This window comes from Pseudacidovorax sp. 1753 (genome assembly GCF_040544975.1).
Classification (GTDB): Bacteria; Pseudomonadota; Gammaproteobacteria; order Burkholderiales; family Burkholderiaceae_C; genus Xenophilus.
Window position 1 is genome coordinate 76,580 of record NZ_JBEPKY010000010.1, and the last position, 25,124, is coordinate 101,703.

General features: G+C 67.8%; 24 protein-coding genes and 2 pseudogenes. 12 read left to right on the plus strand and 14 right to left on the minus strand.

Going from position 1 to position 25,124, the window contains the following annotated elements:
* Positions 1–49 precede the first annotated feature (49 nt).
* Positions 50–457, plus strand: a complete 408-nt coding sequence (gene tnpA / locus ABIC63_RS14120) for an IS66-like element accessory protein TnpA (RefSeq protein ID WP_354320194.1) — start codon at positions 50–52, stop codon at positions 455–457.
* Entirely contained in the window at positions 454–786 is a 333-nt protein-coding gene (gene tnpB, locus ABIC63_RS14125; RefSeq protein WP_354320195.1) for an IS66 family insertion sequence element accessory protein TnpB, read from the plus strand. The genes tnpA and tnpB overlap by 4 nt, the downstream gene beginning before the upstream one ends.
* Positions 787–806: 20 nt before the next feature.
* Here the strand turns inward: tnpB and ABIC63_RS14130 are convergent, their stop codons facing one another.
* Positions 807–1,145, minus strand: a complete 339-nt coding sequence (locus ABIC63_RS14130) for a hypothetical protein (RefSeq protein WP_354320196.1) — start codon at positions 1,143–1,145, stop codon at positions 807–809.
* A gap of 56 nt (positions 1,146–1,201) precedes the next feature.
* Here ABIC63_RS14130 and ABIC63_RS29925 point away from each other — a divergent pair.
* A pseudogene (locus ABIC63_RS29925) lies at positions 1,202–1,309 on the plus strand (integrase core domain-containing protein); the annotation flags it as partial.
* 121 nt (positions 1,310–1,430) lie between these two features.
* Here the strand turns inward: ABIC63_RS29925 and ABIC63_RS14140 are convergent.
* Positions 1,431–1,604, minus strand: a complete 174-nt coding sequence (locus ABIC63_RS14140; RefSeq protein WP_354320197.1) for a transposase — start codon at positions 1,602–1,604, stop codon at positions 1,431–1,433.
* A gap of 96 nt (positions 1,605–1,700) precedes the next feature.
* Positions 1,701–2,618 (minus strand): LysR family transcriptional regulator, encoded by a 918-nt coding sequence (locus tag ABIC63_RS14145; protein ID WP_354320198.1) that lies wholly within the window; start codon positions 2,616–2,618, stop codon positions 1,701–1,703.
* A gap of 73 nt (positions 2,619–2,691) precedes the next feature.
* Between ABIC63_RS14145 and ABIC63_RS14150 the strand changes: the two genes are divergently transcribed.
* The 4 genes and pseudogenes from ABIC63_RS14150 to ABIC63_RS14165 all read left to right on the plus strand — a co-directional run bounded on the left by ABIC63_RS14150 (position 2,692) and on the right by ABIC63_RS14165 (position 9,549).
* Positions 2,692–4,125: an aminotransferase family protein gene (locus ABIC63_RS14150; RefSeq protein ID WP_354320199.1), complete on the plus strand. Its 1,434-nt coding sequence runs from the start codon at positions 2,692–2,694 to the stop codon at positions 4,123–4,125.
* 94 nt (positions 4,126–4,219) lie between these two features.
* Positions 4,220–5,197, plus strand: coding sequence for a tripartite tricarboxylate transporter substrate-binding protein (locus ABIC63_RS14155; protein ID WP_354320200.1), 978 nt, complete (start codon positions 4,220–4,222; stop codon positions 5,195–5,197).
* Positions 5,194–7,467, plus strand: coding sequence for a N,N-dimethylformamidase beta subunit family domain-containing protein (locus ABIC63_RS14160; RefSeq protein ID WP_354320201.1), 2,274 nt, complete (start codon positions 5,194–5,196; stop codon positions 7,465–7,467). Before ABIC63_RS14155 ends, ABIC63_RS14160 begins: the two co-directional genes overlap by 4 nt.
* A gap of 75 nt (positions 7,468–7,542) precedes the next feature.
* Positions 7,543–9,549, plus strand: a pseudogene (locus ABIC63_RS14165) (acetoacetate--CoA ligase).
* A gap of 511 nt (positions 9,550–10,060) precedes the next feature.
* Here the strand turns inward: ABIC63_RS14165 and ABIC63_RS14170 are convergent.
* The gene (locus ABIC63_RS14170) at positions 10,061–11,071 is read right to left on the minus strand and encodes an aromatic alcohol reductase (protein WP_354320202.1); all 1,011 of its coding nucleotides are present in this window, start codon (positions 11,069–11,071) and stop codon (positions 10,061–10,063) included.
* 89 nt (positions 11,072–11,160) lie between these two features.
* Between ABIC63_RS14170 and ABIC63_RS14175 the strand changes: the two genes are divergently transcribed.
* The 4 genes from ABIC63_RS14175 (at position 11,161) to ABIC63_RS14190 (ending at position 14,564) form a co-directional block, all read left to right on the plus strand.
* Positions 11,161–12,138, plus strand: coding sequence for a LysR family transcriptional regulator (locus tag ABIC63_RS14175; RefSeq protein ID WP_354320203.1), 978 nt, complete (start codon positions 11,161–11,163; stop codon positions 12,136–12,138).
* Positions 12,139–12,221: 83 nt separating this feature from the next.
* Positions 12,222–13,544, plus strand: a complete 1,323-nt coding sequence (locus tag ABIC63_RS14180) for an aromatic ring-hydroxylating dioxygenase subunit alpha (RefSeq protein WP_354320204.1) — start codon at positions 12,222–12,224, stop codon at positions 13,542–13,544.
* Positions 13,544–14,047 (plus strand): aromatic-ring-hydroxylating dioxygenase subunit beta, encoded by a 504-nt coding sequence (locus tag ABIC63_RS14185; protein WP_354320205.1) that lies wholly within the window; start codon positions 13,544–13,546, stop codon positions 14,045–14,047. The genes ABIC63_RS14180 and ABIC63_RS14185 overlap by 1 nt, the downstream gene beginning before the upstream one ends.
* A 13-nt stretch (positions 14,048–14,060) precedes the next feature.
* Complete coding sequence (locus tag ABIC63_RS14190; protein WP_354320206.1) at positions 14,061–14,564, plus strand: V4R domain-containing protein; 504 nt, start codon at positions 14,061–14,063, stop codon at positions 14,562–14,564.
* A 333-nt stretch (positions 14,565–14,897) separates the two neighbouring features.
* Here the strand turns inward: ABIC63_RS14190 and ABIC63_RS14195 are convergent, their stop codons facing one another.
* The 3 genes from ABIC63_RS14195 to ABIC63_RS14205 all read right to left on the minus strand — a co-directional run bounded on the left by ABIC63_RS14195 (position 14,898) and on the right by ABIC63_RS14205 (position 17,019).
* Entirely contained in the window at positions 14,898–15,899 is a 1,002-nt protein-coding gene (locus ABIC63_RS14195; RefSeq protein WP_354320207.1) for a Bug family tripartite tricarboxylate transporter substrate binding protein, read from the minus strand.
* A 65-nt stretch (positions 15,900–15,964) separates the two neighbouring features.
* On the minus strand, positions 15,965–16,426 hold the full coding sequence (locus ABIC63_RS14200) for an SRPBCC family protein (protein ID WP_354320208.1): 462 nt from the start codon (positions 16,424–16,426) through the stop codon (positions 15,965–15,967).
* Entirely contained in the window at positions 16,423–17,019 is a 597-nt protein-coding gene (locus ABIC63_RS14205) for a 3-hydroxyanthranilate 3,4-dioxygenase (protein ID WP_354320209.1), read from the minus strand. The genes ABIC63_RS14200 and ABIC63_RS14205 overlap by 4 nt, the downstream gene beginning before the upstream one ends.
* A gap of 12 nt (positions 17,020–17,031) precedes the next feature.
* On the opposite strand from ABIC63_RS14205, the gene ABIC63_RS14210 reads away from it, so the two are divergent.
* Positions 17,032–17,940 (plus strand): LysR family transcriptional regulator, encoded by a 909-nt coding sequence (locus ABIC63_RS14210; protein WP_354320210.1) that lies wholly within the window; start codon positions 17,032–17,034, stop codon positions 17,938–17,940.
* A gap of 50 nt (positions 17,941–17,990) precedes the next feature.
* Here the strand turns inward: ABIC63_RS14210 and ABIC63_RS14215 are convergent, their stop codons facing one another.
* The 7 genes from ABIC63_RS14215 to ABIC63_RS14245 form a co-directional block, all read right to left on the minus strand.
* Positions 17,991–18,812: an aspartate dehydrogenase gene (locus ABIC63_RS14215; RefSeq protein ID WP_354320211.1), complete on the minus strand. Its 822-nt coding sequence runs from the start codon at positions 18,810–18,812 to the stop codon at positions 17,991–17,993.
* Complete coding sequence (locus ABIC63_RS14220) at positions 18,809–19,621, minus strand: FAD binding domain-containing protein (RefSeq protein WP_354320212.1); 813 nt, start codon at positions 19,619–19,621, stop codon at positions 18,809–18,811. Before ABIC63_RS14220 ends, ABIC63_RS14215 begins: the two co-directional genes overlap by 4 nt.
* A complete protein-coding gene (locus tag ABIC63_RS14225; RefSeq protein WP_354320213.1) occupies positions 19,608–20,108 on the minus strand; it encodes a (2Fe-2S)-binding protein in 501 nt (166 codons plus the stop codon). Before ABIC63_RS14225 ends, ABIC63_RS14220 begins: the two co-directional genes overlap by 14 nt.
* A 9-nt stretch (positions 20,109–20,117) precedes the next feature.
* The gene (locus ABIC63_RS14230; RefSeq protein WP_354320214.1) at positions 20,118–21,074 is read right to left on the minus strand and encodes a dihydrodipicolinate synthase family protein; all 957 of its coding nucleotides are present in this window, start codon (positions 21,072–21,074) and stop codon (positions 20,118–20,120) included.
* Positions 21,075–21,091: 17 nt separating this feature from the next.
* Positions 21,092–23,227: a xanthine dehydrogenase family protein molybdopterin-binding subunit gene (locus ABIC63_RS14235; protein WP_354320215.1), complete on the minus strand. Its 2,136-nt coding sequence runs from the start codon at positions 23,225–23,227 to the stop codon at positions 21,092–21,094.
* Between the two features lie 291 nt (positions 23,228–23,518).
* Positions 23,519–24,196, minus strand: a complete 678-nt coding sequence (locus tag ABIC63_RS14240; protein WP_354320216.1) for a GntR family transcriptional regulator — start codon at positions 24,194–24,196, stop codon at positions 23,519–23,521.
* Positions 24,197–24,254: 58 nt separating this feature from the next.
* Positions 24,255–25,031, minus strand: coding sequence for a cyclase family protein (locus tag ABIC63_RS14245; protein WP_354320217.1), 777 nt, complete (start codon positions 25,029–25,031; stop codon positions 24,255–24,257).
* Between the last annotated feature and the right edge of the window lie 93 nt (positions 25,032–25,124).

Sequence of the window (25,124 nt, forward strand, 5' to 3'; positions counted from 1 at the left end):
CCGGTGACCGGACTTGGATGCTTGTGTCCACGACGAAATGCGTGGACATATGGGCACTTCAGACTTGAGCACAGAGGAACCGACGACACCGACTGGGCGTAGCTGGCGCCGGCATTCGGCGGAGTTCAAGGCGCGAGTCATCGACCTGGCTCGCCAGCCCGGCGTCTCGACGGCGGCGGTGGCTCTGGCCAATGGGCTCAACGCCAACATGCTGCGCCGTTGGGTTCGAGAGGCCGATGGGTGCGCGCCGAGCAGTGCACACAAGGACACTGTGGCGGTGGTGCCGGCGTTTGTGCAGCTACCCATGCCGCCGCAGACGCCGCCCACCTTGCCGCCAGCCTCGACGCAAACGCCGAGCACCGTTGCGGTGGAGATCCGCCGTGGAGGCACCACGGTGCAGGCCGAGCTACCGCTGGACACGCGCAGCGCCGCCTGGCTGCGCGAGGTCCTGGGTTGATCCGCGTCGACGCCGTCTGGCTGGCCGTGCAGCCGCTGGACATGCGGCTGGGCACCGAAGCGGCGCTGGCCCGCGTGGTCGGCATCTTCGGTGCCGCGCATCCCCACCATGCCTACCTGTTTGCCAATCGGCGCGCCAACCGCATGAAGGTCCTCGTGCACGACGGCATCGACGTGTGGCTCGCGGCCAGGCGGCTCAATGCCGGCAAGTTCGTTTGGCCACTGGATGGCGCGAGCACGCTGAGCCTGACGCGCGTGCAGCTCGACGCACTGGTGCTGGGCCTGCCATGGCAGTGCCTGGGCGAGGCCGGCATCATTCGCACGATCTGACGGTCGACTGGGGAATGACCTCAGGCTGATCCTTGGCGGCGCTTCTCGGCTAACGCTGCATACCGGGTCTCGACATAGATCGTCGACAGGCCCCAAAGTGTCTTCAGGCCTTCGTCCCAAGTAGATGCGCCAGCGGGCGGTGGCCGATCATCGAGACCATCACGATGGAACAAGCCTCGCAGGCTCGCAGCGGCACGAGCCTGCAACTCCCAGTCGCTCGAGTCACGAAGTGCAGCCGCAACCGCACTCAGTTGGCCGCCACTCGCCGGGTCGCTGGAACGAACGGCTAAAGCGACCCGCTCGCAGGCCTCCAAAAGCCTCACGCGCTCCCTGTTGAATTGCTCGTTGACATTGCTCATCTGCCACCGGATTCTGTCCTACCAAATAAGCGGGGGATCGCCGGACGCTTACCTCGAACGAGCACTGGTTCCAGAGCCTGGCGCAGGCGCGCACAGAGATCGCACGTTGGCGCGCGGACTACAACGAGGTGTGGCCACACAGCAGTTGCGGGCGGATGACGCCGGTGTTGGAATCGGCAACGGCAAAAACCTCGGCGTCTGTGGCGGCGTGGTCGTTGACGTGGTTGCCGGGCTCGCTCTGCGGGACTCGCTCGCTGCCCTGCTGCGCTGAATCTCCGCACCGACCTAGGCGTCCTTTACCCATCGACGCACAGGGCTGGCATTAATGCCATTCGCCATCGCCGCAGAAGCCGACGACACGCCAGGCTGGCAGCAGGCCGCCACAATATGCGCTTTGAACTCGGCGCTGTGGAGCCGCCGGCGACGCCGACCGTCCCTGAGGGCTATGGGAGTGTCCATTTCTCCAACCAAAAATTAGGTGGAGAAGAGCATCCTTTGCTTTTCACAGGAATCAGGTGGGCAGACTGGACGCTCATCGCGTTTCGCTTGCCGCCCTCAATTCGCCGGCGTGAAGCCCGGCAGCCGCTGCATGCGATGACGCAGCGCTTCTACGAAGGCCGTCACACGCGCGGGGCGGTAGAGGCTAGGAGGCATGGCCACATGGATCCGCACCGGCTCGAGCCACCAACGCGGCAGCACTCGTGCCACGCGCCCCGCATCAATGTCGCCTTGGCACATCCAGGGTGCCGCAGCCCCGATGCCAGCGCCGTTGAGGATAGCGCGGTAGCTTGAGAGAAGGCTGTCTGTGCGCAGCGGCGTATCGATAGACACCATGCGAGAGCGACCAGCCTTATCCAGCAGCCGTAGTGTGCCCGTCACATGTGGTACCAGCCCCACACAGGGCAGGTCGGGCAACCGAGCGAGTGTGACCGCCCCGGTGCGTGCGAGCAGCGCCGGGCTGGCAACAAGCATGCGCTCCATCGCGCCCAGGGTGCGGCTGACCAGGCCGGGATCGCGCACCTCGCCCACGCACACCCAGCAATCCGCGCCTGATCCGGCCAGATCCACCAGCCGATCGGTCAGCGTCAGTTCGACGCGCAACAGCGGCCAAGCGGCGCGCAGGTCAGTTACGGCATCGGTGAGGAATCCCGTGCCGTAGCCCGAGGGTCCCACCACGCGCAGCGTGCCTTCCGGGCGACTGCGTGCGCCCGAGATGCGCTCGGCCAGTCCCGCCCAGCCGTCAGCTAGCGCGCGGGCTTCCGCCACCAGGCGCCGGCCTTCGTCGGTGAGCGAGAAGCTTGCGGTTGTGCGCAGGGCGAGCTTGCAGCCCAGCATACGTTCCAGTTCCAGCAACCGACGGCTCACAGTGGGCTGCGTAATGCCCATTGACCGGGCCGCTTTGCTGAGCGAGCCGGCTTCGGCTACGCGCACGAAGGTGTCGAGCAGATCAAGGCGGTCGTGGATTAGCTTCATGCGGGTTACGTATAAGACTTCATCGTTCCATGCGTCTACTGTAAATGTCGGGACCAACCTATCGTTCGACCCCATGACTCCCGCCGTCCCCGAACTTCACCGCCCCCCACTTACCTCGGCCTCGGCGCCTGCGCGCCTGATCGGCGACACCCCGCGCGGCGGCTCAGTGCTCAGCTTCTACAGCCCGGCCGGCGCGGCACGGCCGCCGCGGGTTGGCCGCGGCGAGGGCGTCTGGCTCTGGGATGCGGCCGGTCGCCGCTACCTCGATGCCACGGCTGGTGCCGTTGTCGCCAACATCGGCCACGGCAACCGCCACGTGATCGCCGCCATGCAGGCGCAGGCCGAGCGCGTCAGCTTCGCCTATCCGCGCTTCTTCGAGAGCGAGCACAACATCGCCCTGGCCGACCGGCTGTGCGCCCTGGCGGGTGAGGGCTTCGACCGCGCCTTCTTCGTCTCCGGCGGGTCGGACGCCAACGAATCGGCCCTCAAGCTCGCGCGGCAGTACGCCGTCGTCACGGGCCAGGCAGGGCGCTGGAAGGTGATTTCGCGCGACCCGAGCTACCACGGCTCCACCCTGGGCGCCCTGGCCGTGACCGGCGACGCCCACACGCAGTCGATCTACGGCCCCATGGTCCGACCCATGCCCAAGGTGCCCGCGCCTCTGAGCTACCGCGTGCCCGACGGCCACACGGCGGAGACCTACGCCATGGCCTGCGCCGACGCGCTGGAGCGCACCATCGAGCAGGAAGGGCCGGAGAGCGTGCTGGCCTTCATCCTGGAGCCCATTGGCGGCCTGTCCACCGGTGCCGTGGTCTCGCCGGCGGCCTACTTCCAGCGCGTGCGGCAGATCTGTGATCGCCACGGCGTGCTGCTGATCTACGACGAGATCATGAGCGGCGCTGCCCGCACCGGCGAATTCCTCGCCGCCCACCACTGGCCGGGCGCCCGGCCGGACCTGGTGACGCTGGCCAAGGGCCTGGCCGCCGGCTACACGCCCCTGGGCTGCCTGCTGGCGCCGGCGCGCATCGTCGACACCGTGGCGGGCGCGGGCGGCTTCGTGCACGGCCACACCTACTTCACCAATCCGATGTCCTGCGCCATCGCCAATGCGGTGATGGACGAGGTCGAGCGGCTGGACCTGGTCACCCAGGCCCGCGAGCGTGGCGTGGGCCTGCGTCGACGGCTGGAGACTATCGCTGCACGGTCGCCTCTGGTGGGCGACGTGCGCGGCCTCGGCCTCTTCAGCGCCATAGAACTCGTGGCGGACAAGGCCACGCGCCTCTCGTTGCCCGCCGAGTTCAATGCGCCCGCGCGGCTCACCGAGCACGGGCTGCGCCATGGCATCGCGCTCTACAACCGCCGCGCCAACCTGGGCGCCTTCGGCGACTTCCAGATGATCACGCCGCCCCTCACGATCACTGAGGCCGAGCTCGACGAACTTGCGGACCGCCTGGGCCGCGCCCTCGACGACCTGGCGGACGAGGTGGCGCGGCGCGGCCTGACCTGAGTCTGCATCCGATCTCGACACCGTGCGCTGAACAACCGATCTCGAGACGAACGGTGAATTACCCCCCTTTCCCCCCGACCTGTCGAAAGAAGCCATGACTCTGCCCACCTTCCTCCGCCTCAGCCTGGCTTGCGCCGGCCTGGCATTCGCCTGCGCCGCACCGGCCCAGGTGCCCATGGGCAAGGGCCCGCTGCGCCTCGTCGTCGGCTATCCGGCGGGCGGCTCGGCCGACGTGCAGGCACGCACGCTCGCCGACAAGCTGGCGGCCGACCTCGGTGTGGCCGTGGTCGTAGAGAACCGCACCGGGGCCGGCGGCCAGATCGCCGCTGACTACGTCCGCGGCACCGCGCCCGACGGCCTGACGGTGCTGCTGGCCAACATGCACATGATGGTGATGCAGCCCCTTACCGCGCGCTCGGTGCGCTACGACCCCGTGAAAGACTTCGCCGCCGTCGGCCGCATCGCCACCTTCTACGAAGGCCTGGCCGTGCCCGCGGCTCTGCCGGCCAGGGATGTGCGCGAATGGCTGACGCTGGCCCGCACTGACCCGGCCCGTGGTAGCTACGGCGTGCCGGCGCCAGGCAGCGTCTCGCAGTTCATCGGCTTCCGTCTGGGCAGCGAGGCCGGCGTGGCGCTTACCGCCGTACCCTACCGCGGTGCCGCGCCGCTGGTGCAGGACCTGCTGGGCAACCAAGTGGCGGCGGGCATCACGCCCATCGCCGACCTGGTGCAGTACCAGCAGGCCGGCAAGATCCGGGTGCTTGCTGTCAACGGCGCCCAGCGCGCCGCTCAACTGCCGGACGTGCCTACGCTCAAGGAACTGGGCCAGCCGCATTTCGACAACCTCGAATGGACCGGCCTGTTCGTGCCGGCTGCCACGCCGGCGGCTACCGTGGCGCAGTTGCATGCTGCGCTCGGCAAGGCGCTGGCGCAGGCCGACGTGAAGGAGCGGCTGGCCAAGCTGAGCAGCGATGCCAACCCTAGCACGCCTGAGGCACTGACGCGGTTAATTGCGGAGGACCTGAAGCGCTGGGGTCCGGTCATCAAGGCCTCTGGTTTCTCCACTGAATGAAGGCGGCCATCCCGCCCCACCGCGCGCTGGCCCTGCCGGGCGTCCATGGCTACACGGACGCCAAGACCGTCCATGCAGGCGAGGCCATCGCCCTGCACCTGAGCGTGGATCGGCCCTGTCGGCTGGGCATCTTTCGCTTGGGCGACGATCCGGAGGACCGAGCCAGCGACCGACTGGTGGTCGACCTGGGCGAGGTGCAGCTGAACGTGCAGCAGATACATCCAGGCTCCTACGTTCACGTGCCCCGTGGCCTGCCCGCCGGCATCGCCCTGCCGGGCCTCACGCTGGAATGCTGGGTGATGCCCTGGCGCGTCGACGGCCCGCGCCAGGCGCTGATCACGCAATGCGACAGCTTGGCGGCGGGCGGCTTCGGCCTCTTCATCGAGGCCGACGGCGCGCTGGGCCTGGCGCTGGCCGATGCCGGCGGCTCGCCCGCCCACTGCTGGACGGCCGGACGGCTCGCTGCGCGTACTTGGCAGCACGTGGCCGCAACGTGGGATGGCCAAGTGTCGGCACTGTGGATCGACGGCGTGTGCGTAGGCCAGCAGGCTTGGCCGGGGCCGCTTCGGCCGGGCGCTGCGCCACTTCGGCTCGGCGCCTGCGGCGAGGAAGGCGCGGCCGAGGCCTTTGCCGACGTCGACCTCGCACTGCCGGCCATCCACGAATGCGCGCTGCCGGCCGAAGCGCTGGCCCGGCGCGTGGCCCAGCGCGGCCGGAACCTGCCCGCCCATCCTGCCCTGCGCGCCTGTTGGCCGCTGCGGGAGGGACGGGGTGGGGTCGTCGCCGACATCAGCGGTCACCAGCGCGACGGCCGCATCGTCAACCATGGCACGTGGATGATCCGCGGCCCTGGCTTCGACGAGGCCACGGCGGCGGCCGACGGCGATCCCTTTGCCACCGCCGGGCAATGCCAGGGCCTACGGCTGGCGGCCGACGACCTTTATGACTGCCGCTGGGCAGCCACGCACCACGTGACGCTGCCGGCGGACGCAAGGCCGGGCCTCCACGTCGCGCGCCTGCGCTTCGAGCTGGACGGGTGCGAGGCGGTCTACGACGTCACCTTCCTGGTCCGGCGCGCCGCTGACGCGCCACCCGCGCCGCTTCTGGTGCTGTGCGCCATGAGCAGCTGGCTGGCCTATGCCGCCACGCCCTTCGCACGCAACACAGTGCAGGACCCGGTCTGGCCGCGCCGCTCCGTCGGTCTGCCCAACAGCCATCCCGAGGCGCCGGCTTTCTGCAGCTACACCTTCCATCGCGCCGGCCAGCCCAGCTACTTCACCGGCCTGCGCATGCCCTGGCCTCACGCCAGCCCGGCGGCCCTGTACGACCCGGCCGGCAGTGGCTTCGCGCAATGGACGCGGCTGGAGCGCCGCCTGCACGTCTGGCTGGAGAAAGAGGGCTACGACTTCGACCTGCTGGCCGATTTGGACGTGCACCGCGACCCGGGGCTGCTGGCGCGCTACGGCACCGTGCTGGTCAACGGCCACAGCGAGTACTGGTCTACGCCGGTTGTCGATGCCTTTGACGCCCTGCTGCGGCGCGGCGGTAGCGCGATCGTGCTGTCGGGCAACACCATGTACCTGCGCGTGAGCTTTGATGAGGACATGGCAGTGATGGAGCAGCGCAAGACCGAGGACCGCGGCGCCGATCCGGCCCAGGCCGCGCAACGCCCGCCTGCCGGTCCTTTCGGCGAGGAATTCCACAGCCAGGACTGGATGCGCGGCGGGCAACTGCGCGCGGTGGGTCGTTCGGCTGCCAGCATCATCGGGCTGGAGACGGCCGGCTGGGGCTTTGCCGACGCAGGCGACTTCGGCGTATACCACGTGGCGGCGGCGCAGCACCCCTTCTTCCAGCATCCGCAATCGGTCGGGCTGGCCGCAGGCGACACCTTTGGGCACGCGCCAGACGGCGGCCTGCCGCGCGCCATCGGTCACGAATGGGACCTGACGGTGGCGAGCCTGCGACGGAGGACACGCGGCCCTGCCCCCGCCGGGGAAGACCTGCCAGAGGCCCCGAGCGGCCTGCAGGTCATCGCACAGGGCCGCCGTCGCGTGCCAGGAGCCCTGGACACGTACCTCGACTGGTTCTCCCGCCCGACCGAGCCGCTGGACGGGGGGCTGTCGGCGGAGATGATCGACTGGCATCGCCCGCAGGGTGGACGGGTCTTCCACGCCGGCGCCGTCGGCGCAGCATGGGTCGTGGGGCATGACCCGGCCTTCGACGTACTGCTGAAGAATGTGATCCATCACCTCAACGGCTCGCACCGCTAGCCAGTCTTGCTCGACGTGGCTGGACATCCGCGAATGATCCGGCCCGGGTCTTTGCATCTCCCAACACCTGTCCTCATGCAAGCTGACTCCCTTCCAGACGGCCACGGCCAGCTTCTATGGTCTCCCTCGACGGCACAGGTCAGCGCCAGCCGCCTGCACGACTACCAGCGGTGGATGGCGGCCCGTCACGGTGTACCGCTCGGCCTTACCAGGATCTTTGACAGTGGTCGGTGGACAACCTGGATCCATTCTGGTTGTCCATATGGGACTATTTCGACGTGATCGGCGAGGGTGACCGCGAACCCGTATTGGCCACGCGCAACATGCTCGGTGCAACCTGGTTCCCCCACGTCCGCCTGAATTACGCCGAGAACGTGTTTCGCCACGCCGGCCTTGACCGAACGGCCATCATCTCGCGCCAGGAGGACATGCCACTGGTAGAGATCTCCTGGCGTCAGCTGGCGCGCGACAGCGCCGCTCTTGCCGCCAGCCTGCGCCGCTGGGGTATTTGTCCGGGTGACCGGGGCGCCGCCTACCTCCCCAACTGGCCGCAAACCGTCACGGCCTTTCTCGACTGCGCCAGCATCGGCGCCGTCTGGTCGAGCTGCGCGCCGGACATGGGACCGACGGTGGTGCTTGACCGCCTGCGCCAGATCGAGCCGCGTCTTCTGCTTGCGACCGACAGCTACCGCTACAACGGGAAGGTTCATGACCGTTTCGAGCAAGTGACCGAGCTGCTGGCCAGCCTGCCGAGCGTAGAGCGCGTGGTGCACGTCCCGGGGCCGCGCGCCGCCCAGCACGCGAACTCCTGGCGCAACCAGGTGAGCTGGGACGACGCGATCCGCGACACGGCCGAGCCGAGCTACGAGCGCCTGCCTTTCGACCATCCGCTTTGGATCGTCTACTCATCGGGCACCACGGGCTTGCCGAAGGCCATGGTGCACGGCCATGGCGGCATCGTGCTCACGCACTTGAAGACCATGTCGCTACAGCAGGACCTTCGCGCCGACGATCGGCTCCTGTTCCTGGGCAGTACCGGCTGGATCGTCTGGAACTTGCAGGTCGGGGCCTTGCTGACTGGCGCCAGCATCGTGCTGTACGACGGCAATCCGGCGTGGCCTGACGAACAGGCGCTGTGGCACCTGTTGGACGCGCAGTGTGTCACCTTGTTTGGCGGCGGTGCAGCATACCTCGTCAACTGCATGAAGGACGGCCTGCGTCCGCGAGACTTTGCGCGGCTCGACAAGCTTCGCGCCATCAACGTGACTGGCTCGCCGCTGCCAGTGGACGCCTACCGATGGGTGTAGGACGCCGTGAAAGCCGATGTGTGGCTGGCCTCCATCAGCGGCGGCACGGACATCGCCTCCGGCTTCGTGGCCTGTGCCCCCCACGCTTCCGGTGCATGCTGGCGAGATCCAATGCCCCGAACTGGGGCTGACCGCCTATGCCTACGACGGGGCTGGCCGGTCCGTCGTCGGCAGCGTCGGTGAGCTGGGCATCACGCAGCCCATGCCGTCGAAGCCGCTTTACTTCTGGAATGACGACGATCAGCGGCGGTACCGCGAGAGCTATTTCGACACCTATCCTGGGGTCTGGCGTCATGGCGACTGGATCCGCTTCTCCGAGACCGGTTCCTGCGTCATCTACGGCCGCTCTGACAGCACCATCAATCGATTCGGAATCCGCATGAGCACATCGGAGATTTATCGGGTGGTGGAAGCCCTGCCGGAAGTCCGGGACGCCATGGTCGTCGACCTCGAGTACCTTGGCCGGCCGTCGTTCATGCTTCTGTTCGTAGTGCTGCAGCCAGGCTTCGAATTGAACGATGCGTTGAAGGCTCGCATCCGTGCAACCATCCGCACCCATGCCTCGGCACGCCACGTTCTCGACGACGTGGTCGAGGTGTCCGCAATCCCGCGCGCGCTGACCGGCAAGAAGATGGAGGTTCCAGTACGCAAGCTGCTGCTGGGTGCATTGCCGAGTAAGGTGGCCAGCCCCGACAGCATGCAAAATCCTGAAAGCTTCAACTTCTTCGTCCACTACGCAGGCTACGTGAGTCGCCGCGGGAGGCACGGAGGCTAGTGGTGCCAGGTCGATGGCCTGCCGACGGACCTTCAGGTTGAACAGGGTCCAATGGGTGGGAAGCAACCGAGATACGCGTGAAGGTGGGACACCGTCCCGAAGACCGGCGCGCATGTGCAATCGTCTTGCCTCAAGCGCGGCAGGCCCTTCAGCAATCCTCGGGGCTTCGAACAGCAGAAGGTGGGCATGTAATGCCGCAGCTGCCCTTCTGAAGCCGTTTGACGGCCATGTCTTCACCCCGTCCGGGATTGCCCTGCCAGACCCATCTGCGGCGTCATGTGGCGGATACAACCGGGACCCAATGCAGAACTTCATCAATAGGAGCGGCTGCCGGGAGTATGGATGGTGAGGGATGGCGGCGATCCCACACGATCTTCGCGTCCTCCGGCCGTTCAGGCGGCCTGAAGTATTCCTTGTCCGCCGGGGTTTTTGAGGCAGCACCGGCGTCCGTAGGAGCGCCGCGGCATTGACACATGCGCGACGACGTCGTCGACAGACGGCCGGGCGAAGATCAGTCCTGCTTCCGTCCCCCTGCGCCTCGAACCAGATTGGCATCGATCCAAGCGGCCACATCCGTGACGGCAATCCCGCGCTGGTGGTTGAACGTCCCGCGCTTGTCCCATGCCATACCCCGCCCCTGCGCGAAGACCGCCCGGTACTTGCGCATCATGTCGTGCGGCTCGTGCGCCAATTCGGCCAGCAGGTCCTGTTCGCTCCACGTCAAACGGCGGAAGGGGCGACCAAGGGCGGCCTGCAGCTTGTCGGCCACCTCGCCATAGGTCACCGTGTCGCCGGCAAGATACACGATCTCGTTGCGGATGCGCGGCCGTGCGAACACGATCTCGGCGGTGAGCGCGCCGATGTCGGCGGGCGTTGTGAGCGTGACGGCGGTATCAAGCGTCCCGAGCGCGTGTACGACATCGTTGCGCAGGTCCACCACGCCAAACTCCGGCTCGAACAGGTAGCTCATGAACATGCCGGTCGAGATGACGACCCACTCGGTGTGCTGCTGGCTGCGCAGCAACTCGCGCACGTCCAGTTGGGCGTCGAAGATGTCCTGCGGACTGCCGCGGCCGATCACGTCGAAGTCGACGCCGAACTGCCAGGGGAAATAACGCGGGATCCGCGCCTGCAGGGCGGCCCGCGCGAGCTTCATGGGCGTGTCGGTACCGGCGGCGTAGCCCGCGCAGCCAATGACGGTGTCGTAGCGGGCGAACACCGCCGCAAGGTCGTCGATGGAACTTCTGACGAGGTCGCCTTCGACGATCGCTATCCCCAGGCTTTGGATCTCGGCGATGACGTTGCGCTTGGCGGGCTCGGTCGACGCGATGGCGCTGGCGCGTAGCAGCACGCTGACCTGTGCGCCTTCCTCATCCCTGGCGCGGCGAGCCACATGGCGCAGCACCGGCAGGCCCAGCTCGCCGGCACCCAGGACCAGGATGTTTCTGGACGTGGCGTTAGCATCTTCCTGGATTTTTTGAGCACTCAGCGGTGCCAGCTGTTGACCGTTTGTGGTGGACATATGTGGATTGCTCCTGTGCCTGTGATGTCTTCGCACTCTAGCGAACGGGATGTCGCGGAAACAGCGGGGAGGGCCGGTTTCATCCTTCGGTGAATCCGAACAATGACGAGCGCGCGGCCGCCGGCTGGGCCGCAGTTCAGGACAAAGGCATGGATCGCTTACAAGCAATGCAGGTATTCCTCCGCGTGGTCGAGAGCGGCAGCTTCGTTCGCGCGTCCGAGAACCTGGGGCTGCCAGCCTCGTCGGTGACCGACATCGTCAAGAGGCTGGAAAGGCATCTGCAGGCGCGGCTGCTCAACCGCTCCACCCGCAGGCTCGGCCTGACGCCCGAGGGCGAGCGCTACGTCCAGTGCTGCCGGGAAATCCTCGCGTTGATCGAAGATGTGGAAGCGGGCCTGCGCCCTGCCGAGCGTCCGCGCGGGCGGCTGCGGGTGGACATGCCGAGCGGCATCGCGCATGCGCTGGTTCTGCCTCAACTGGGGAGGTTTCAGCAACGCTATCCGGATGTGCACCTGATGATCGGCGTGAATGATCGCCAGGTGGATCTGATCCAGGAGGGGGTCGACTGCGTCTTCCGCGCCGGGCACCTCGACGACTCGGCGTTGGTGGCCCGTCGCCTGGGGCTCTTGCGCTGGGCCACCTGCGCAGCGCCGTCCTACCTGGCCGAACAGGGTGTCCCTACGACGCTGGAGCAGTTGAAGACGCACCGCGCCGTCCACTACTTCTCCAGCACCACGCGGCGCGCGGGCGCACTGCAGTTCGTCGAGAAGGGCGCCGGCATCGCCGTCGTTGTGCCCGGTACGGTGGCGGTCAACGAGACCGGGCTCTACATCAAGCTGGGCCTCCAGGGGCATGGCCTGATCCAGCTGCCAAGGGTGCTGGTCGCCGGTCATCTTGCCGCGGGAGAGCTGGTCGAGGTGCTGGCCGATCGGCGTCCGGCGCCGATGCCCGTGTCCCTTCTGTATCCGCATCACGACTTCGTCTCTCCAGCGATGCGTGCGTTTGCCGAGTGGGCCGTCGCACTCTTCGGCGAAGTTGACGGCGAGGAGGTAGGTGCACCGTCTTAAGCCGGGCGGACCACGCATGCTTTGCACAATAAAGGATAATCGGTATACTGAAATACCGATTTTTCTTATCCTTGGATGCTTCCATGAAGTCCATCGTTTCGACTGCGGCCGGAGACTGGGTCCGGCCCGACAGCGTGCACCGCTCCGCCTACGTTGACCGCGATGTCTTCGACGCGGAGCAGCGACGTTTCTTTGGTGCGACCTGGAACTTCGTCGCGCACGACAGCCAACTGGCGAAGCCCGGCTCGTACGTGACGCTCGACCTCGCCGGCCGACCCCTGCTGGTCCTGCGCGAGGGGGACGGCAGCGTCGGGGTCTTCTACAACCGCTGCGCACACAAGGGCACCAAGCTGTATACCGACGAGGCGGGTGAGGCGGGGCGCATGCTGCGCTGTCCGTACCACGCCTGGACCTACAAGCTGGACGGTTCTCCGTTGGGCATTCCGCTGCGCCGGGACTACGACTTGCAGGCGCTCACGGACTGCGAGGCCGGCCGGGGGCTCACGCGCGTGGGCGCCGTCCGCAACTACCGCGGCTTCGTCTTCGTCAGGCTCGACGCGCAAGGCGTGGGCTTCGATGACTATTTCGGCGCGTCGCTGGTGTGGCTCGACAACATGGCCGACCGCTCGCCGACAGGGCGGCTCCAGGTCGCCGGCGGGGTGATCCGCAACGTGATGCGTTGCAACTGGAAGATGTACCTCGAGAACATCAACGACTCGGTGCATCCGGTGTCCGCGCACGAATCCGCCGGCAAGTCGGCCAAGGCGCAGTGGGAGGAAAGCCGTCCGCCCGGCCAGGCGGCGTTGCCCATGGCCGTCGAGCAGCTCCTGCCCTTTGCGTCCGGCTATGACTTCTTCGAAGGCATGGACGCCGAGGTTTATCCCAACGGCCACAGCGCCATGGGTGTGAGCGTCAGCTCGCATTCCGCCTATGCCCAGCCGGCAGGCTACGAAGAGGCATTGAACGCGGCCCACGGCCCGGAGCGCACGCGCGAGATCCTGGGGCGCTCGCCCCAGAACGTTGTGCTGTATCCCAGCATCGCCATCAAGGGCGCGCCGCTCGCGATGCGCGTCATCCGGCCGCTGGCCGTCGACCGCACCCTGGTGGAGGCCTGGAGCTTCCGCGCTGAAGACGCGCCCGACCTGCTGCTCCAGCGCGCGCTCAGCTACAACCGGCTGGTCTTCTCGCCCATGTCCATCCTGGCGCACGACGACGTGCACCTGTTCGAAGCCGTGCAGCAGGGCTTGCAGGCCGACGCCAACCCGTGGGTCAGCCTGCACCGCAGCTTTGATCCCGCGGAGCTCGAGGCCACCGGCACCCAGCATTGCAAGGGCACCAGCGAACTGCTGATGCGCAACCAGCACCGTGCCTGGAGCCGCTTCATGAACACAATGGAGGCCGAATGATGGTGATCGAATCGACCCTGCGCGGCGACATGGCTGCGCCCGAGACCTTGGCGCGCTTCGTCGTCGAAGAGGCGCAATTGCTCAATGCCGGCGACTTCGACGCCTGGCTCGCGCTCTTCGACGAGGACGGCCGCTACTGGGTGCCGCTGGCCGGCGCGCAGCAGGCCGACTCGCCACTACTGGCCAGCCTGGCCGACGAAGACCGTTACCTGCTCGCCACCCGCATCCGCCGGCTGAAGAGCCCGGTCGCCCATTCGCTGGAGCCCGGCGTGCGCAGCTTCCACGTGATCCAGGCACCTGAGGTGAAGCAGGCCGCGGACGGCGAGCCTGTCGTGCACACGTCTTTCCTGTACACCGAGATCGCGGGTGCGCGGCAGATCAGCCTGACGGGCACCTGGCGCCACCGGCTGCGCGCCACGCCGGCTGGGCTGCGAATCGTGCAGAAGCGCGTCGACCTGCTGAACGCGGGTGCCGCGCACGAGATCATCCAGCTCTTTCCCTGACGGAGACGACCCGATGCCCGCACTCCACGAGCGCCTGCGTTTCCACACGGCAGAAGGCGAGGTCAAAGATGCCGACCGCCGCTATGTGCTGATGCGCGCGGACGTGCTGATGGGCGCCTTCGACGCGCTGCCGTCCCCCGCCCGCAGCCAGGCGCTCGAAGCGCTCGCGCGTTCCGTCCAGCAGCAGGGCGCCGACAGCGTGCGTGCCTATGAACGCGAGTTCGGCACTCAGGCGCTGCTCGAGAGCGTGGGGCAAGGCGCCGCGTCGCTGGGCTGGGGCTGCTGGACCTGGACGTCAGCGCCCGGCGCGCTGCAGCTGCAGGTGGTGAACAGTCCCTTCGCGCGCATGACGCAGCACCATGACGGGCCCGCCTGCCATGCCATCGCCGGCATGCTTGCGGCCGTCGCCGGCACCTTGTGGTCGGGTCCCGTGGATGCGCGCGAGACCGCCTGCGCTTGCGTCGCGCGTGCCCATCCCTTCACCTGCCTGTTCGAGGCGCATCCCGGGCCCGAATGACAAATCGTCCTTGGGGAGCCATGCCAGCCGGTTAAACCGTTCGCCCCGAGCTTGTCGAAGGGCTTGCACCCAGATGGAGTGAATTAATCTGGCGTGGGGCCGGGCGGGCTGCGAAAACGCGGCCAATCCACGCGCAAAGCGCAGCCATGGCTCGGGCCATGGCGAGCAGTCGCAACGCGGAGTGGGCGGGCTTTCGCACCACGAGTGAGAGGCATGGCGGGTTCGTTCACACCTTCCCGGGCTTCGACAAGCGCAGCCCGAACGGCATTGGTTAACGGACTACTCGCATTGGTCCCGTGGACGGCTTCGGCCTCACGAGGGGGCGGTGGGGCGTCAGTCGACCACGACCCCGGTATCCACGATCACCGGACGGATCTTGGCCGTCTCCGACTGGATGTAGGCATCCAGGCGCTCGGGCGTCATCGACACCCTCGTGTAGCCAATCTCGGTGAACTTCTTGGCGTTTTCAGGGCTGGCCACCGCCTTCTCGAAGGCGTCGTGCAGCCGGCTGACGATCGCACGGGGGGTGCCCTTCTTCACGGCGGCTGCAATCCAGAACTCGTTGACGATCTGGGGCAAGCCGATCTCCGCCGTCGTCGGTACGTCGGGGATGTTTGGGTTGCGCTGCGTGTCGGCCACGGCGATCGGCACGATCTTGCCGGTGCGCATCATGTTGAGCGTCCCGGGAATCCCATCGAACAGGAGGTCGATCTCGTTCGTCATCAGCGCTTGCATCGCGGGCGGGAATCCCTTGTAGGGAACATGCGTGAAATTCGCGCCCGGAGCCTTCTTGGACAGCATATGGCCCAGCAGATGCGGCGCCGTGCCAGGCCCGTAGGAGCCGTACAACACGCTGCTTCCGGGGGCCATCGCCTGCTTGAGTGTCTCGACGTTCCTGATCTTGCCTGCCACGTTGCCGAGCATCACCGAGGGAGCCTTGACCATGATGGCAACGCTCTCGAAGTCGCGGGCCGGGTTGTAGCTGAGGTTCCTGTAAAGCACCGGGTTGACCGTGAAATCACCACCCTGGGCCACAAACACGGTGTAGCCGTCCGCGGGTTGCGCGAGCAAATCGTTCGCGGCAATCTGCGAGCCGCCGCCGGGCTTGTTGAGGATGACGATGGGCTGGCCCAACTGATGCCCCAGTTCGGGGCCGATGATGCGCGCGAAAGTGTCGACCGCGCCGCCGGCGGGAAAGGGAATGACGAGCCGAATCGGCTTGTCCGGATAGGCGGCCTGGGCCTGGGCCTGTGCCGCGATGCCGGCTAACAGGGTGGCCGCGCCGGCGACGAGCAGTTGCAGGACGAGCGCGCAACGGGAACGATGAGGTTTCATGGGAATTCTCCGTGGGTGGGACTGAGGAAAGCGAGCGGACCTCTTTCAGGGCCGGGTGAAGAGACTCAGAGCGGTAGGCGCGTCGCCAACTCGCGCTCGAAGCGGGTGAAGAATTCGGCGGCGATCTTCTGGGCCGCCGCGTTCACCAGCCGCGCGCCGATCTGCGCGATCTTTCCGCCGACCTGGGCGACGGCGTCGTAGGTCAGCAGGGTGCCGCCGTCGGGCAGCGTCGTGAGCTGGACCACCGCCGTTCCCTTGCCGAAGCCGGCCATGCCGCCCTGGCCGTCGAATACGAGGCGGTAGCCTTCGGGCGGCCGCACGTCTTCCATGCGGACGGTGCCGCTGAAGCGGGCCTTGACGGGACCGACGGCCAGGCACACCGTGGCCACCAGCATGTCCTGGCCTTCGCGCGCCAGCGACTCGCAGCCCGGGATGCAGCGCCTGAGCGTCTCGTCGTCGTTGAGGGCGGCCCAGGCCGTGGCCATGTCCACCGGCAGTGGGCGTTCGCTGCGCAGTTGCATGCTCATGCGGGCACTCCCTGGGGCACGGCCGCCTCGGGGTGGAAGTGCGTGAGGTCGGTGTGCCACCGGCGCCAGTCCCGGCCCGGATGCACCCGTCCGCAGCCCGGGCAGGTCCGCTCCGTCTCGGCGGTGTCGTAGAAGGCGGAGAACACCTGGGGCAGGTCGGTGACGATGCTCTGCAGCTGCACCTCCTTGCGCACCACCAACTGGCCGCAGGCCGCACAGTGCCATTCGAAGCCGTCCACCTCTCCGGCGGGGCGCGCGCGCTCCACCACCGTGCACAGGCTGCCCGGCTGGGGCCGCTGCGGGGAATGCCGCACGTGCGGCGGCAGCAGGAATGCGTCGCCCTCGTTCAAGGTGATGCGTTCATAGCGGCCGCGGTCGCAGATCAGCAGGTGCGCCGTGCCGCGGAACTGGTGAAAATATTCCTCCAAAGGATCGTCGTGGAAGTCCGAACGCTGGTTCGGTCCGCCGACCACGGTGCAGACCAGATCGGCGTCGGCCCAGATCTGCTTGTTGCCCACCGGGGGCACGAGGCTGGCGGCGTTGTCCGCCAGCCAGCGATCCATGTTGATGGGGAGCCCGTACTTGAGATTCATGCTGTCCTCGTCATGAAAAAGGAAAACCGGAACATTTCTCTGAAGCAGATGCGCGCCTTTGTGGCGGTGGCGCAGGCCGGCAGCTTCACGCGCGCGGCCGAGCAGATGTTCATCACGCAGTCCGCCCTGTCATCGCTGGTGCGCAACCTCGAGGCGGAGCTCGACCTGCGCGTGTTCGATCGCACCACGCGGCGGCTGGAACTCACCGACGCCGGCCGTGAGCTGCGCCAGTCGCTGGAGCAGCTGCTCGGCGACCTCGACCGCATCACCACCGATCTGCAGGACGTCACCGCCATCCGCCGCGGCCGCGTGCGCATCGGCACCACGCCGCTGCTGGCCTCGACCTTCATTCCCGCGGCCATCCAGGCCTTCCGGCAGGACCATCCCGAGATCACCGTGCGGGTGCTGGACGATCCCGTGGCCGCCCTGATGCCGGCGCTGTACGAGGGCGACATCGACCTCATGGTCGCCACGTTGGAGAGCGAACCCGCGGAGCTGAGCTCGACCGTGCTGCTGAGCGACCGCATGGTGCTGGTCTGCGACGCCGCGCATCCCTTGGCCGGCCGCTCGGAAGTGGGCTGGGCGGAGTTGTTGGCCGAACCCGTCATTGCCCTGCGCAAGGGCAGCGGTCTGCGCGCGATCACGGACCAGGTCTTCCAGGCGATGGGCGCCGAGATGCTGCCGGCGCAGGAGGTCAGCCATGTCTCCACGGCGCTGTCGATGGTGGCCAGCCGGATGGGCGTGTCGGTGTTGCCCGCCTATTCCGTTCGCTACAACGAGGGCCTGGGCCTGCGTGCCGTGGCGCTGGAGGCGCCTGTGGTGCAACGACATGTGCGACTGGCCATGCTCCGGCAGCGAACGCCGTCCGCCGCCTCGCAGGCCATGCACGACCACCTGATGGCTTTCGCACGCGGCATCTGAGCCGTGCGGAGCTGCTTGAACGGCGCTGTCTGCGCCTGCTCTGCGCGCAGTCATGCCGCCCCCAGGCCGAAGTGCATCGCGATCTCGTCGACGATGCTGTAGGCCGTCACGCGCGAGGTTTTCGGATTGCCCGGCATGGGCAGGTTCTCCACCGACAGGCGGAAGATGCCGGCATCGCCCTCGGCGGACACGTGGTGGCTGTTGCGCGTCGACTGCGGGTCGGCGATCAACTCGACGCTCACGGCGTCGGCGTCGCCGACGGCCAGGGCCAGCGCCGCGACGACGTTGGCGTTCTGCGGAAACAGCCGGGCCGCATCCCGCGCGCTTCCTCGAAAGAAGGCTGTGGCGCTTTCGATGCGTCCCAGATCGACCAAGGTCTCGGCCGCCGTGCCGCGCCAGGCCAGCACGGGTTTGCGGCCCTGGTAGTGCACCCAGATCGGGCCCGTGCGCCGGGCAGCACGCAGGTAGTCCAGTCCGCCGAGCGCGCCGGAGGGGACATGCAGCAGGCTACCGCCTTCATGGGCAGCTTCCTTCAGTTGCCCGTGCAGCACCGGATCCAGCAAGGCGCCGACGGACGCTGCAACCAGGTCCAGGCCCGCCTGAAGGCAGGCGCGGCCATGTGCCTGCAGGGCGCCGTGGCCTGCGGCTTCGACCACCAGATCCGGTCCGGCAGCGATCAACGCCTCCACATCGTGCCAGACCTGCGGCACCGCATCCGTCTGCTGGCCGGCAGGAAGAAGCGCACCCAGTATCCCTACGCCGCGAAGCCGGCCTGCCGCCAGTTCGGCGGCGATGGCCTGGCCCAGGCTGCCGAAGCCGATGAGGGCGATGCGGAATCGGATCGGGCTGGAGCGCCCTGGAGCGTGGGTCATTGGCAGCCTTCCTGGGCAAACAGTGCGACGGCACGACGGCACAGCACGGCCGCCATGTGTGCGCGGTAGTCCGCGCCTGCATGGATGTCCTGCGGCATCAGTCCTTCATCGAAGGCGATGCCCTTGAGCGAATCGGGATGCAGGCGCGACTGCAGTGCCTGCTCGAAGTCGGGCGCCCGCACCGCGCCTTCAACCGTCCCGTTCACGGCCACGCGGACGTGGTCGCCGAAGTCGGCCACGGCGACGCCGACCAGCGCAAAGCGCGAGGCGGCCTGTTCGTGCTTCAGGTAGCACAGACGGCGCGGCCGCCGCAGTCTCACGCGCATCAGCACCTCGTCCTCTTCCAGTGCGGTGGCAAACAGGCCCTGGAAGAAGTCGTCGATGTCGATGAGCCGCCGAGAGGTCTCGATCTCGCCGCCCGCAGCCAGCGCGCCGGCCGCCCAGCACGCAGAGGGGTCGTAATTGGCCAGTGAGCCACCGATGGTGCCGAAGTTGCGGACCTGGGCATCGGCGATGTGGCAGGCCAGTCTTGCGAGTCCAGGCGCGAAGGCCTGCAGCCGTGAACTGGCCGCCAGGCTGGCATGCGTGGCCATGGCGCCGAGGTTGATCAAGCCGTCCGCCGTCTCTTCGATGCCGTGGAGTTCAGGCACTTCCTGCAGGTCGACCAGCAGGTCGGTCGTCAGCAGGCCCATCCGCATCGACGCGAGCAGGCTCTGGCCACCCGCAAGCAGTTTGGCACCGGGCCACTCCCGCAGCAGCGCCGAGGCCTCGGCGGCATCACGCGCGCGGCGGAATTCAAAGTCCTGCATGGCCGCACGGCTCCGTGTCGCTGGCGCGCATCTGCACGAGGCCATCGGCGACGGCTTTCACGATGCCGTCGTAGCCAGTGCAGCGGCACAGGTTGCCGCACAGGGCAAGGCGGATGTCCTGGTCGCAGGGCTGGACGCCTTCGGCTTCCATGGCCACGCCACGCATCACCATGCCCGGCGTGCAAAAGCCGCACTGCAGTCCGTGGTGGGTCGAGAAGGAACGTTGCATGGGATGCAGATCGCCGCTCGGCGCCAGGCCCTCGATGGTCTGCACATGCCGGCCCGCGACCTGCGCCACCAGCACGTTGCAGGACTTGACCGCCTTGCCCCCGACCAGCACGGTGCAGGCACCGCACTGGGCGGTGTCGCAACCGACATGCGTGCCGGTGAGCCGGAGCTCGTCGCGCAGCAGCTGCACCAGCGTCGTGGACGCTGGAACGCGGTGCAGCGCGGCCCGCCCGTTCACGGTGAGTTCGAAGTCCGGCATTGCCGTGCCTCAGCCCAGAACCAGGCCGCTCTGGGCGAACAGCTGCCGCGTGAGCACGCGCTGTTCTTCCGTCAGCCCGATCAGCGGCCGGCGAACCGGCCCGCCTACCTGGCCCAACAGCTCCTGCCAATACTTGGTGTGGGCCTGGGGCGTGCCGGCGGGGCGGCTCAGCTTGAAGGCACGGCGTGCGGGCTCCAGGCTGTCCCGCACGGCCCGCGCGTCCGCATGATGACCCTCGAACGCCAAACGGGTGTATTCGTGGATGCGCTGGTCGGCCTTGGTCTGCAGCAGCAGCGGCGGGGTCGAGCACAGGTACAGGCGCCAACCCAGGTCGATGATGTTGTCCAGCCACTCCTCTTCGGAGGCGGTGCTGACCTGGATGCGGTCGCCGACCAGGCGGGTGAGCTCGGCGTACTGCGGCCGCGGCACGCTGTACTTGATCGCGACGATGTTGGGCAGCTCCGCGATGCGCGCGCACAGCTGGGGCGACATCACATAGCCGCAGTCGGGGTGGTTCCACATGGCGATGCCGATGTCGAGCTGCTCGCTGAGGTGGCGGTAGTACTCGTACACCGTCTCTTCCACGTCGTTGCAGAAGTGGAGCACGGGGCTGTGGACGATGATCCAGTCGCCGCCCACCTGCTCGGCGTGGCGCGCGAGTTCGATCACCGCGTCGAGATTGGTGTCCGAGCAGGACATCACCGTCCCGGCACGGCCGCGGCAGACCTGTGCCGCGATCTCGAAGCTGCGCTTGCGCTCGGGCATGGACATTGAGAAGAACTCGCCCTGCTTGCCGGTGATGAAGAGCCCTGCCACCTTCAGGTCGCCGATCCAGTGGTCGATGTTGCGGGCGAAACCCTCTTCATCGAAGGACAAGTCCTGCTTGAACGGGGTGATGCTTGCCGCCCACACCCCGGTGAAGTGCTGCTTGGCGTACGGCTGGGCGTTGTCTTTGGTGTAGTTCATTCGGATGGTCCTCGAGGTCAGTGGTCGGCGGCGCGCATGGCGCGCCAGAGCCGGTCCGGCGTGAGCGGAAAGGTCAGCGTCAGATCCGGAATGTGGGAGAGGGCGTCGTACGCCGCATTGAGCAGGGCCGCGGGCACGCCGATGCATCCGGCCTCCCCAACGCCCTTGGCACCCAGCGGATTGGCGGCGCTCGGCGTGGGCCGGCTCGCCATGTGCACGGCGCGCGGCATGTCGTCCGCACGGGGCATCGCATAGTCCATGAACGAGCCGGTGAGCAACTGCCCGCGTCCGTCGTAGACGACCTGCTCCAGCAGGGCCTGGCCCACGCCCTGAGCGAGGCCGCCCCACATCTGGCCGTGCACCATCGTCGGGTCGACGACATGGCCGGCATCGTCGATCCAGACCAGGTCCTCGATGGCGAGCACGCCGGTGTCCGCGTCGACGCGCACCTGGCACATGACGCAGCCGGAGGCCCAGGCCTCGTGTGCGGAGGTGTGGCGCAGCTCGACTGTGTGCGGCAGTGCCGCGCCTTCTGCCAATTCGCGCATCAGCTGGCCGGCCGCCTGCAGCACGGCCGAGCCGCCGATGGCCGTGCTGCGGCTGGCCAGCGCGCCGATGCCTTCCGGGCAGGTGGAGGTGTCGCCGTGCAGCACCTCGATGGAACCCGGCGGGCAGCCGAGCACCTGGGCCGCAATGGCGGCGTAGGCTGTCTCCCGCCCCTGGCCCTGCGCCGAGGCGCCAGTGGCGATGACGAAGCGGCCGGGCGCCGTGCACGTCAGGCGCGCGCTTTCCCAACCCTGGCCGCAAGGCTCGACGTAGAGCCCGATGCCGATCCCGACGAGCTCCCCGTTGCGGCGTCGGGCAAGCTGTTCGGCGCGACGCCGGGCATAGCCGAAGGCCTCGCTGGCAGTGTTGAGCAATCCGGGAAGGTCGCAGGTGTCCAGCCGCTCGCCATTCGGCAGATCGCGGGGCAGTTCCTGCGCCTGCCAGACGCTGCGCATCCGCAGCGCAAGCGGGTCGATGCCTGCCGCCGCCGCCGCCGCGTCGACCAGACGCTCGAGCAGCACGGCTGCCTCGGGCCGCCCTGCGCCGCGGTAGATGTTCACGGCTGCCGTGTGCGAACGGTGCGCCGTCGCACGCGACGCGAGGTGTGCAACGCGGTAGGGACCGGGAACAATGCGCTGCGCATTGCGCATGGGTGCCACTGCGCTGTAGGGCAGCCAGTGGCCGAGGGAGAAGGCAAAGTCCGCCTGCAATGCGTCGATGCGGCTTTCGGCATCGTCCAGCCAGATGGCGCCCTGCGCCTGCGAGCCACGCCCTTGCGTGGCGTACTGAAGGTCTTCGCCGCGGCTCGCCTGCCAGCGCACGGGTCTGGCGAGCCGCATTGCCGCTGCAGCCACCATGAGCTCCTCGGGCGAGACCGAAGCCTTTCCGCCGAACGCACCGCCCACGTCCGGCGCCACCACGTGAACGCCATCGAGCGGCAGGGCGAGGGCGCGCGCAAAGTCGTGCCGGGCACGGCTGGGTGTCTGTGTGGACAGCCACACCGTGAGGCGGTGCGCGCCTGCGTCCCAGCAGGCCAGGCAGGCCCGCGGCTCCAACGGAGCGGGCGAGACGCGCGGCATGACCACGCTCGCCGTGGCGGTCGGTGGCGTTGCGGGCAGCCCCCCGTCTTCGAAGCGACATTCGGCCACCGAGGCCGTCGCGCTCGCCTCGACATCGAAGGGCAGAAGCGGATCGAGTTCTTCGTAGTCCACCTGGACCAGGGCAACTGCTGCCTCGGCCTGCGCGGGCGTGTCCGCCAGCACCAGCGCCACCGGCTCGCCCACGGCCCGCACGTGCGTGGTCGACAGCAGCGGCCCGGCCGGAATGCTCATGTCGGCCAGCAGCGGATTCACGAGCGGTGCAGGCAGATCGGCCAAGTCCTGGGCGGTGAGCACCGCAGCGACCCCGTGTGCCGCGCAGGCGTCCTGCGTCTGCACGGCCAATACCTTTGCATGGCTGTATGGGCTGCGCACGAAGGCCGCCACCAGCATGCCTGGCAGCGCCATGTCGCCGACGAAGCGTCCAAGGCCCTGCACGAGCTTCAGGTCCTCGCGGCGGCTGATGCCATGGGCGTTGGCGGTTGATTCGTACGTCGACGGATGGGACATGCAGCGATTACAGGTCCTGCGCCATGCCGACACAAACGGCAAATTTTTGAGCGCTCAGAAAGTCGTCTTCTGAATCGGATGGACGTGGGTGCAGGGCAGCAGCGCGCAGGTACAGCGGCCCATGCGCACGGCGATATATGGATGGAAATGGCCTGGGTGGGCGGGCGGCTGCCGCGGCCATGCGGCAGCGATGGCCGGTGGCAGGCCGTCGACGGAAGACCTTGACCTTGCGCCGAAGTTGAACAAGTGCGGGCTCGTCGCCGGGGCGGGGCCCGGCAACGCCCTCTGCGCTCAGTCCGTCTTGGCGGCGGCGGTGATCTGCGCGAAGTCGCGCTCGGCAGCCAACACGTGCCTCAGCATGGCGTCGCCGGCAGCCACGCTGTCGTGCCGAGCAAAAGCCTCGCGCAGGTTCTCGTAGCCCGCGATCACGGTGCGTTGCCGGTCGGGATGGTCGAGCGTCACGTGCCGGACCAGGACCACCTGGTCCGCATAGCGCGTGATGCTGGCCACGAGGCGGGTGTTGCCCACGGCGCGCAGCCAGGCATCGCGAAATGCACGTCCCGCGCTGAAGAAGCTGTGGGCGTCCTTGGACGCGTGGGCTGAGCGCGCATCGGCGATGGCCGAGTCTGCGTCGCGCAACTGTTCGGGCGTGATGTCGCGTGCCGCGATGGCCGCGGCCCGGGGCTCGAGCAGCAGTCGAAGCTCGAAGACGTCCTGCACGTCCTGCTGCGTGAGCGTGGGCACTCGATAGCCCCGCGGCGTGCTGACAAGGTAGCCCTCCGCCACCAGTTGCAGTAGGGCCTGGCGCACCGGAACCCGCGAAACCCCGAGCTGGCTGGCGATGTCGGCCTCCACCAGCCGCTCGTTGTCGCGCAGATGGCCGCCGCGCAGCCGGGCCAGCAGGTAGCCATAGGCGGATGCACTGAGGCTCTTGGTTGCGGGGGCGTCGGCTTGGTCGGTGGGGGTCATGGGCAGGCGGCAGCGGGAACAACTTCGCAGCTTAGCAAGCGGCGGCGGGCCCGCCCCGTCACTCGACCAGCGCGAGGACGCGCAGGGGGCTGCCCGAGCCCTCCTTGATCTTGAGGGGCGCCGAGACGATCAGTGCGCCGGTGGGCGGAAGCTGGTCCAGGTTCTTCAGGCATTGCAGGCCAAAGCGGCCCGCGCCGTGCATCAGCGTATGACAGGGATAGGGCAGCGGCCATTTGTAGGACTGCCCGGCATCGGTGTTGATGGTCTCCACGCCGAAGCCATGGACCTTGCGCTCGCGGATCAGCCATTCCACCGTTTCCTGTGTCGGCCCGGGCGTGTGGGCGCCGTCTTCGCGCATGTTGACGAAGCGCTCGGCGTCGTCGACGCGCTTCGACCAGTCGGTGCGAAACAGCACCCAGCTGCCTTCGGAGATGCGTCCATGCCGTTCTTCCCATTGCTGAAGATAGGGCACGGTGAGGAGCCAGTCGGGGTTATCGGCCACTTCGCGGCTGGCGTCGATCACCACGGCTGGTGCCAGGAAGTTCTGGGCGTCAATCGTGTCGACGGTGTTGCCGGCCAAGTCACGGCCGGTGATCCAGTGCGCAGGCGCGTCGAAGTGAGTGCCGGTATGTTCGCCGCAGGTGAAGTTGTTCCAGTACCAGCCCGGGCCGGCCTCGTCGTAGCGCGAGATGCGCTCCACGCTGAAGGCCTTGACCTGGCCGAATTCCGGCGGCAGCTGCAGCGCCGGAAAGTCTTCACTCAGGGTCTGCGTGAGATCGATGGTGCGCAGCGTGCGGTTGCGCACGCCCTCAGCGAGTTGGGCAAGAAGGCTCATGGGGCGGTTTCCTTGTGAAGGATGGAGGCGAATCGACGGGTGTGAAAAGGGATGTGGCGTGGAAGTGGGCGGACGCCGCGCAACTGCGGCGCC

Bases quoted from the DNA above. Each gene is read 5' to 3' on its own strand.
- tnpA (WP_354320194.1), top strand. From the start codon at position 50: ATGGGCACTTCAGACTTGAGCACAGAGGAACCGACGACACCGACTGGG.
- ABIC63_RS14130 (WP_354320196.1), bottom strand. From the start codon at position 1,145: ATGAGCAATGTCAACGAGCAATTCAACAGGGAGCGCGTGAGGCTTTTG.
- ABIC63_RS14140 (WP_354320197.1), bottom strand. From the start codon at position 1,604: ATGGACACTCCCATAGCCCTCAGGGACGGTCGGCGTCGCCGGCGGCTC.
- ABIC63_RS14145 (WP_354320198.1), bottom strand. From the start codon at position 2,618: ATGAAGCTAATCCACGACCGCCTTGATCTGCTCGACACCTTCGTGCGC.
- ABIC63_RS14150 (WP_354320199.1), top strand. From the start codon at position 2,692: ATGACTCCCGCCGTCCCCGAACTTCACCGCCCCCCACTTACCTCGGCC.
- ABIC63_RS14155 (WP_354320200.1), top strand. From the start codon at position 4,220: ATGACTCTGCCCACCTTCCTCCGCCTCAGCCTGGCTTGCGCCGGCCTG.
- ABIC63_RS14160 (WP_354320201.1), top strand. From the start codon at position 5,194: ATGAAGGCGGCCATCCCGCCCCACCGCGCGCTGGCCCTGCCGGGCGTC.
- ABIC63_RS14170 (WP_354320202.1), bottom strand. From the start codon at position 11,071: ATGTCCACCACAAACGGTCAACAGCTGGCACCGCTGAGTGCTCAAAAA.
- ABIC63_RS14180 (WP_354320204.1), top strand. From the start codon at position 12,222: ATGAAGTCCATCGTTTCGACTGCGGCCGGAGACTGGGTCCGGCCCGAC.
- ABIC63_RS14185 (WP_354320205.1), top strand. From the start codon at position 13,544: ATGGTGATCGAATCGACCCTGCGCGGCGACATGGCTGCGCCCGAGACC.
- ABIC63_RS14190 (WP_354320206.1), top strand. From the start codon at position 14,061: ATGCCCGCACTCCACGAGCGCCTGCGTTTCCACACGGCAGAAGGCGAG.
- ABIC63_RS14195 (WP_354320207.1), bottom strand. From the start codon at position 15,899: ATGAAACCTCATCGTTCCCGTTGCGCGCTCGTCCTGCAACTGCTCGTC.
- ABIC63_RS14200 (WP_354320208.1), bottom strand. From the start codon at position 16,426: ATGAGCATGCAACTGCGCAGCGAACGCCCACTGCCGGTGGACATGGCC.
- ABIC63_RS14205 (WP_354320209.1), bottom strand. From the start codon at position 17,019: ATGAATCTCAAGTACGGGCTCCCCATCAACATGGATCGCTGGCTGGCG.
- ABIC63_RS14210 (WP_354320210.1), top strand. From the start codon at position 17,032: ATGAAAAAGGAAAACCGGAACATTTCTCTGAAGCAGATGCGCGCCTTT.
- ABIC63_RS14215 (WP_354320211.1), bottom strand. From the start codon at position 18,812: ATGACCCACGCTCCAGGGCGCTCCAGCCCGATCCGATTCCGCATCGCC.
- ABIC63_RS14220 (WP_354320212.1), bottom strand. From the start codon at position 19,621: ATGCAGGACTTTGAATTCCGCCGCGCGCGTGATGCCGCCGAGGCCTCG.
- ABIC63_RS14225 (WP_354320213.1), bottom strand. From the start codon at position 20,108: ATGCCGGACTTCGAACTCACCGTGAACGGGCGGGCCGCGCTGCACCGC.
- ABIC63_RS14230 (WP_354320214.1), bottom strand. From the start codon at position 21,074: ATGAACTACACCAAAGACAACGCCCAGCCGTACGCCAAGCAGCACTTC.
- ABIC63_RS14235 (WP_354320215.1), bottom strand. From the start codon at position 23,227: ATGTCCCATCCGTCGACGTACGAATCAACCGCCAACGCCCATGGCATC.
- ABIC63_RS14240 (WP_354320216.1), bottom strand. From the start codon at position 24,196: ATGACCCCCACCGACCAAGCCGACGCCCCCGCAACCAAGAGCCTCAGT.
- ABIC63_RS14245 (WP_354320217.1), bottom strand. From the start codon at position 25,031: ATGAGCCTTCTTGCCCAACTCGCTGAGGGCGTGCGCAACCGCACGCTG.